General features: G+C 38.5%; 6 protein-coding genes. All 6 read left to right on the top strand.

The window, feature by feature from the left end; translation table 11 throughout:
- The first annotated feature begins 369 nt into the window (after nt 1-369).
- Nucleotides 370-1,437, top strand: coding sequence for a hypothetical protein (locus tag CWB66_RS20660; RefSeq protein WP_252371812.1), 1,068 nt, complete (start codon nt 370-372; stop codon nt 1,435-1,437).
- The gene (locus tag CWB66_RS20655) at nt 1,434-2,240 is read left to right on the top strand and encodes a hypothetical protein (RefSeq protein ID WP_138586925.1); all 807 of its coding nucleotides are present in this window, start codon (nt 1,434-1,436) and stop codon (nt 2,238-2,240) included. Before CWB66_RS20660 ends, CWB66_RS20655 begins: the two co-directional genes overlap by 4 nt.
- 299 nt (nt 2,241-2,539) lie before the next feature.
- Nucleotides 2,540-2,854, top strand: a complete 315-nt coding sequence (gene ppnP / locus CWB66_RS20650) for a pyrimidine/purine nucleoside phosphorylase (RefSeq protein ID WP_002958974.1) — start codon at nt 2,540-2,542, stop codon at nt 2,852-2,854.
- 188 nt (nt 2,855-3,042) lie between these two features.
- Entirely contained in the window at nt 3,043-3,399 is a 357-nt protein-coding gene (gene hpf, locus CWB66_RS20645; protein WP_077537113.1) for a ribosome hibernation-promoting factor, HPF/YfiA family, read from the top strand.
- A 101-nt stretch (nt 3,400-3,500) separates the two neighbouring features.
- Nucleotides 3,501-4,736: an NRAMP family divalent metal transporter gene (locus CWB66_RS20640; RefSeq protein ID WP_138586924.1), complete on the top strand. Its 1,236-nt coding sequence runs from the start codon at nt 3,501-3,503 to the stop codon at nt 4,734-4,736.
- Between the two features lie 66 nt (nt 4,737-4,802).
- Nucleotides 4,803-4,961, top strand: coding sequence for a hypothetical protein (locus tag CWB66_RS22370; protein WP_171037555.1), 159 nt, complete (start codon nt 4,803-4,805; stop codon nt 4,959-4,961).
- The last annotated feature ends 78 nt before the right edge of the window (nt 4,962-5,039 follow it).

The raw sequence follows: 5,039 nt of genomic DNA, 5'->3' as shown, positions 1-5,039 counted from the left end.
AAATAAAAAAATTTTAACGACGTAATAGTGCAATTTAATTCGTTAAATTGATCAAAGATTTATGCAGGTTGGTATTAAAGGTAAATCAAAAATATGACGCCATAAATGACGACCTACAATGGAGCCAAATAAGGTGCAATTCAACATTATAATACTGCGTTAAAAACTTTTGCTCTAACAAATAATTTAACGTAATATTTTAACTCAGACTCATTTACAAGGAAGAAATATGTCTGGTCTAAACTCAATAAAACTATCAATGCACATTCTGTTATCCCACTCGACGCGCTTAGCTATCGAGATTTTGGTGTTAAGCTCCCTGTTAATTTTCCATTCAAGAAAGCTAAATTTACCTGCCAAGCACTTGCTATGCTATCGCAACTTAATGACTATGATTTAAAAATGGTGTGCGCCGATATCATTAAAATATGCGCTAATCCTAATCCTAATCCTAATCCTAATGCTAATAATTCAATAAAGCATAGCCGTAACCCGCTGCGCCGTATATGGCGAACAAAGTACCCATTTCGTAATTATCATTTTTTAATACGTTACAGCTTAGAAGCAAATCATATATCCATAACTGATATATTATTTGATAAGCAATTGGAGGGAGCTAAAAATAACTTTGCTGCAGAGCGTACTATGCTTTATGAAGTAAAAAGGCGTAGCAGCGAAACTTACGACAAAGCAATGAACAGTGACGAAATAAAGAAAGTACAAGGTGCTTGGGAGCCAGTTCCAACTCCAACCACACAAATAAAAACGCAGCATGCGGCGGTCAATGGTATGCAAAATGAGCTTACCAAAGCCACGTGGTTGATGGGCACTCACCTTGATAGAGCCTATGAGAGCGACGGTATAAAAGCTTATACGTTATTTCATAACCCCACCGATTATACAACGCTTGACTTAATTGAGTGCGCGTTTGATAAACGCTCAAGTACTAAATCCCATAATGCCCAGCATTTAGCGGCTGTACTGGCACAAAATAGCCAACAGGGTAAACAGGTAAAATGGCTAGCGCACAGCCAAGGCGCGATAATTTTTTGCGCGGCGCTGGAGCACTATCGTATTTATTACGGTAAGCCTCTTATAGGCCAACAACTTGCTGTGCATGGCTCAGGCTCAAATGTCGAGCGTTTAAAACGCATTGCCCACAGCATGGGTGTAAAAGTAATCGCAGTGCGTAACAACCCTTATGATTTTGTACCTAACTTAGCTGACCGCAGTAAAATATCACCCAGTAGTTTAGTGCGTTCGATGAAATTTAAAGGTCTTGTTACAGGTGGCTCTGTTGGCGAAAGCCCACACACTTTACCGTTTTTAGGCTTAGTCACCTATGCAGCTCAGCTAGAAATGCTAGGAAATAATGAAAAGGCCGATATTGTAAAAAACTTTATTAAAACCCTACCACCTACGGATAAGCGATTATGATCAAATTAGCCAAGGCTTTTTACCGTGGCTTTGTAGGTGGGCCCCGTTTTGAAAATTGCATCCACTATCGCCTTATTTTAGAAAACAAACTGTTAACCCTTGATATGCCTAGCAGTAATGTTACTGCTGTACCTTCTACGATTGATGTCTCATTTCCTTTTAATTCAACTGCTTGGTTTAATCAGCATAAGCAAGGTTATTTACAGCACGTATATGTACATATGCTCACTAAAAACTGGATGTACTTGCCACCAATAAGTTATTTGCCAAGTGGTGAGTATGGCATGATCAGTTGCCAATTGAGAATTAAGCAAGTTTTAGAAATAAATGTACTGGATATCGCACAATTAAAACATTTTGTTATTGAATCATATGATAAATTTCATTGGCGTACAGATGGGAAAAATACAGAAATAACTGAAAAAATCAAATTACAAAAGAGTAAAAGTTCAGTGGCGTGGACTGAAGCTGAAATAGAGGAAGAAATTGAGGAATACATCAAACTACATGGTCAACCGCCCTTACCAGCGGCTAAAGAGATAATTATTAATAATCGCCTGTGGGTGTTTTACAAAGAGTGCAGAGATAATGTCCTTTCTCGCCAAGATTTTTACTGTTTACCATTAAGTGAGCATGCTTTTTTAGAGGTTGAATTTAACCATCGCATTGATCGCTCTGATAAACATAAAAAATGGGCTAAGCATGCACTTGAGTCACAACAGCGGATTATGGAATCAATAAAGCTTACTGAGTTACCCTCGGACCATGATAATTTAATAACAGATAACTCGCAGGTTTTTTAACTTTCTCAAAGCCCGTCTTTAATAAAAGAGTTACTTTTAAAAGCCAGAAATATGCGCACCTACAAGTAGTTGTTCCCAAAGTTAAGGAGCGTTATTTGTAGACGTAGAGCTTGCTCACGTGAGAAGCGTAGCTTCTAATTATTTAACATATCCTCTAAAAGCTAATATTCAATAAAAATAAGTTGTTGTTTGCCGTTATGATATTTTGACTTAATTTTTTTAGCTCCACTTCCTTGCAAGCTCATTATGTATCAGGCAATGTGACCGCAATTAAATATAAAAATTAGCAGGAGCTAAAAATGCCAAAGTTCGATAACGTAAGTGTAGTAAAAAAAGCCAATGTATATTTTGACGGAAAAGTATCGAGCCGTACCGTTATTTTAGGTGATGGCGAAGCGAAAACGTTAGGCTTTATGCAACCAGGTGAGTTTGTTTTTGATACAAACCAAAAAGAATGCATGGAGCTTTTAGCTGGCCAATGGGATATTTTATTACCAGGTGCAAGTGAGTGGAAAACATTTAACGCGGGTGAATCGTTTAATGTTGATGCAAATGTAAGCTTTAAAGTAAAAGTATCTGATTTTGCTGACTACTGTTGTTCGTACACAGATTAACCAATCTTAGTTTAAGTTAAGTAGACGTCTGAAAGCCCATGTACAATGGGCTTTGCATAAACTTTGCACAACGCATGATTTAAATCACCAAAAGCCGCAAATAAACCTCAAATATCTCTCTTTTTTCCTTGTGTTAATCTAAATAGCCCCCAATACTATTTATGAGGTAACAAATAAAAGGATACCCTATGAAAATTAATCTTTCTGGTCACCATGTTGAAGTTACTGACTCTATTAGAGAGCACATCAACGAAAAATTTTCTAAAATCGAGAGCCATTTCCCATCGCTTATTGCACTCGAGATTATTTTGTCTAAAGAGCATCATAAAATCCAAGCAGAAATTAGCACTAATTACGAAGGTGCGCGTATATCGGTAAAAGGGGAAAACGAAGTTATGTACCCAGCTATTGCAAGCGCAGCTAAAAAACTCGATGCGGCACTAAAGCATCGTAAAGGGCAAATAAAAGCAAATCTACACGAAAAGCCTATAAGTACAACGCCAGAGATTGCACACGAGATCATCCAAGAGATGGATCTTAAATAAAAGCAATCACAAAGCACTATAAAAAAGAGCCTGACGGCTCTTTTTTATTGTCTGTAATTTCTGTAAGTTAGGGGGTCACACAGACAATTTTTGAGCAGTAAATGAAGCAAACAGTATCGAAATGGAAATCACGGCTAAACGCGCTTGGGCCAGGAATACTTATGGCAACGGCCGCTATCGGCGGATCTCACTTAGTTGCCTCTACGCAAGCGGGAGCAATATTTGGCTGGCAATTATTTTGGCTAATACTTGTTGTTAATGTTTTAAAATATCCGTTTTTTCGTTTTGGTATGGAATACACGCTTGCCACCAAGCATAGCTTAGTAGAGGGTTACAAAAACAAAGGTCCGTTTTACTTTTACAGCTTTATTGGTTTAAATATTGTTGCCGCTGTTGTCAATACAGCAGGCGTATTACTGCTTACCGCAAGCTTACTGCATTACGCCTTACCTGTGGTTATTGAAGTAACCTTACTTTGTTGGATGCTGCTGGGTGTATGTTTAGTTATATTGCTACTTGGACAATTTAAAGCGCTAGATAACGTTGCCAAAGGCATTATGGGGCTGCTTACGCTCGCTACTTTGATTGCCCTTGCCATTGCATTTAGTAACGGCCCAATGGCGCCTGCTGACTATGTAGGGCCTTCACCATATGAACTTGCCATGCTTAGCTTTATGGTGGCTTTAATGGGCTGGATGCCAGCACCTATCGAAATATCAGCTCTTAGCTCTTTATGGCTAAAAGAAAAACAAGCGCAGCAAACAGTTTCTAAAAGCCAAGGCTTGTTCGATTTTAACGTAGGTTACTGGCTTACAGCTGGCTTAGCCTTGGTATTTTTTAGCTTAGGTGTATTAGTGCAGTATGGGCAAACCAGTAGTATAGAACTCGGCGGTGTCGCGTTTGCCAAGCAGCTTATTGATATGTACGCATTAACAATAGGCGAGTGGGCAAGGCCGCTTGTATCAGCAATCGCTTTTTTATGCATGTTTGGCACCACACTCACCGTGCTTGATGGCTACGCCCGCACGCTTAACGAGTCTCATAAACTACTTGGTTTTGGGCAATCAAAACACAGTCTAAATATTTGGTTAATACTACAAGCACTTGCCGGCATGGCGGTTATTTTATTTTTTAAATCAGCCCTTGGCCCCATGCTTACCTTTGCAATGACGCTTTCATTTGTTACAACGCCTGTATTTGCATGGCTCAACTTTAGCCTAGTGCGATCAGAGCCTGATATTAAACACAGCGTGTTATTGCGCAGTTTAAGTTGGTTAGGTTTAGTGTACTTAGTGGGCTTTGCTGTTGCGTTTGTAGTGTGGAAACTAGCTGCTTGAGATATATTTACTATCCAGAACTCGGGTTATTAGCAAACTTTATCTTTAGTTTACAAGGAAGAAACCATGAAATTTGATATGACAATTACAGACAACTTCGCATCATTTTATGATGAACAAGAAGGAAGTCATATTTTCATAGATAGTTTTGATAATGAAAATTTTGAAGTGAGAATAGGAAGTTTAGAAGATTCGAAGCCCGTTGGTAATATAGTTGCTTTGTAGTGGTACAGTGATTTTGGCCACCCATTAAGAAAGAAATGTTATGCTAATAAGCATACAAATTTGGGTGAAAAAATGACG

Source organism: Pseudoalteromonas sp. S558, assembly GCF_005886635.1.
In the GTDB taxonomy this organism is placed as follows: Bacteria; Pseudomonadota; Gammaproteobacteria; order Enterobacterales; family Alteromonadaceae; genus Pseudoalteromonas; species Pseudoalteromonas aliena.
This window is presented reverse-complemented; position numbering and strand designations above follow the sequence as displayed.

Coding starts and splice junctions, on each gene's coding strand:
- CWB66_RS20655 (WP_138586925.1), top strand. CDS start 1,434: ATGATCAAATTAGCCAAGGCTTTTTACCGTGGCTTTGTAGGTGGGCCC.
- CWB66_RS20640 (WP_138586924.1), top strand. CDS start 3,501: ATGAAGCAAACAGTATCGAAATGGAAATCACGGCTAAACGCGCTTGGG.
- CWB66_RS20660 (WP_252371812.1), top strand. CDS start 370: ATGCTATCGCAACTTAATGACTATGATTTAAAAATGGTGTGCGCCGAT.
- CWB66_RS22370 (WP_171037555.1), top strand. CDS start 4,803: ATGAAATTTGATATGACAATTACAGACAACTTCGCATCATTTTATGAT.
- hpf (WP_077537113.1), top strand. CDS start 3,043: ATGAAAATTAATCTTTCTGGTCACCATGTTGAAGTTACTGACTCTATT.
- ppnP (WP_002958974.1), top strand. CDS start 2,540: ATGCCAAAGTTCGATAACGTAAGTGTAGTAAAAAAAGCCAATGTATAT.